This is a genomic window from Microbacterium sp., assembly GCF_035554235.1.
Classification (GTDB): domain Bacteria; phylum Actinomycetota; class Actinomycetes; order Actinomycetales; family Microbacteriaceae; genus Microbacterium.
Genome location: NZ_DATMIO010000058.1, coordinates 1 through 2,028, shown reverse-complemented (window position 1 = coordinate 2,028; position 2,028 = coordinate 1). Strand labels below are relative to the sequence as shown.

2 protein-coding genes and 1 pseudogene are annotated in these 2,028 nt (G+C 68.4%); all 3 read right to left on the bottom strand.

Features of this window, described 5'->3' with window-relative positions; translation table 11 throughout:
* Window positions 1-683: tryptophan--tRNA ligase (trpS, locus tag VNT50_RS02870; protein WP_325483592.1), on the bottom strand; the 683-nt coding region annotated here is incomplete at its 3' end.
* Between the two features lie 173 nt (window positions 684-856).
* Window positions 857-1,705: an exodeoxyribonuclease III gene (locus tag VNT50_RS02865; RefSeq protein ID WP_325483591.1), complete on the bottom strand. Its 849-nt coding sequence runs from the start codon at window positions 1,703-1,705 to the stop codon at window positions 857-859.
* Window positions 1,706-1,715: 10 nt separating this feature from the next.
* A pseudogene (locus VNT50_RS02860) lies at window positions 1,716-2,028 on the bottom strand (YihY/virulence factor BrkB family protein); the annotation flags it as partial.

Below are 2,028 nucleotides of genomic sequence, written 5' to 3'. Positions count from 1 at the left end.
CGGTCGTAGCGCACCGACCCCTCGCTGTCGGTCACGGCGCGCATGATCTTCTTCGCGCTCTTCGACGGCTCATCGAGCAGCCACAGCACACCGGCATCCGACTCCGCCGACTTCGACATCTTGGACGTCGGGTTCTGCAGGTCGTAGATGCGCGCGGTGTCCTTCTGGATCACCGGCATCGGCACCGTGAACGTCTCGCCGAAGCGGGAGTTGAAGCGCTCCGCGAGGTCGCGAGTGAGCTCGACGTGCTGCTTCTGGTCGTCGCCGACCGGCACGACATCGGTCTGGTAGAGAAGGATGTCGGCCGCCATCAGCACCGGATAGGTGAACAGCCCCACGTTCGTCGAGTCGGTGCCGTACCGGGCCGACTTGTCCTTGAACTGTGTCATGCGGCCGGCCTCGCCGAAGCCGGTGATCGTGGAGAGGATCCACGCGAGCTCGGTGTGCTCGGGCACGTGCGACTGCACGTAGAGCGTCGACTTCGACGGTTCGATGCCGGCGGCGATGTACTGGGCCGCCGTGCGCCGCGTCTTCTCACGCAGTTCGGCGGGGTCGTTCGGCTGGGTGAGAGCGTGCAGGTCGACGACGGAGAAGAACGCGTCGTACGTCAGCTGGAGATCGCGCCACTGCAGCAGCGCCCCGATGTAATTGCCGATCTGGAGCGAGTCGGCCGAAGGCTGCATGCCGGAATAGAGGCGGGGTCGTGTCACCTCCCCATCCTAGAGTCGCCGCGGAATGCGACCGTCGATCCACCGCGACCCGTTGATCGAGTAGGCGCGCCAGCGCCGTATCGAGATCACCGTATCGATCCACCGCCACCCGTTGATCGAGTAGGCGCGCCAGCGCCGTATCGAGATCAAGACCCGATCGTGTAGTCCGCCACGACCGGGGCGTGGTCGCTCCAGCGGGTATCCCACGAGGGCGCCCGCACGACCCGGTAGTCCGTCAGCCTCTCCGCCAGACCCGCTGTCGCGAGGTGGTAGTCGATGCGCCAGCCCGTATCGGTGTCGAATGCCTTGCCGCGACTCGACCACCACGTGTAGGGCCCGTCCACCTCGCCGTGGAACCTGCGGCCGATGTCGACCCAGCCAAGTCCCGGGCCCTCCGATCCATCGACGCCGACGACCGTTTCGCCCGCGGGCCCGACGAATCGGTCGAAGTACGCGCGTTCGCGCGGGAGGAACCCGGCCTTTTTGATGTTGCCCTTCCAGTTGCGGATGTCGAGCTCGCGGTGACCCACGTTCAGGTCGCCGGTGAGCAGGCCGAGGGGCGTCTCGGCACCGAGCCGCGACATCCGCGCCGTCATCGCGTCGAGGAACTGCCACTTCGCGTCCTGCTTCGGGGTGTCGGCCTCACCCGTCGGCACATACGCGCTGATCACGGCGAGGCGCTCGCCGTCGATGTCGAAGTCGGCCTCGATCCACCGGCCGGAGGTGTCGCCCGCGTCGACGTCGAGCACTGTCCGCGATTCGCGCGAGCCCGTGCGGCTCGCGATCGCGACGCCCGCGCGACCCTTCGCGAGGGCCTCGTCGCCGACGATCGTCCATCCCGGCAGCGCGGCCGCCAGATCTGCGGCGCTCGCGCGAACCTCCTGAAGAGTCAGGATGTCGACATCCGCCGTCTCGAGCCAGGGGTGCATGCCCTTGCGGGCGGCGGCTCGGACGCCGTTGACGTTGACAGAGGCGATGCGTACGCGGCGGGGCATACGTTCCAGCCTACTGACTGCCTCCGACGCGGGGACTCGCGGGCCCGGCCGGATGCACCGGGGGATCGAGGAAGCCGCGCGGCTTCTTCTGCGCAGGCTCCAGGGTCTTGACATGCGCGAGCTCATCCTCCGCCCGCCGGACGGCACGATCAGCCAGCCACGCCCGCACCCACGGCGCCGTATCGCGCTCGGCGCGCGCCTCCCGCACGCGAACCTCGGCCGCCACCACGAGCGCCTTGTACTCCGCCAGCTGCCGTTCGTACTCCGACATCGGCGTCAGCGGAACGTTGGCGTCCTGGGCGGTGACGGCGATCCATGCGGCC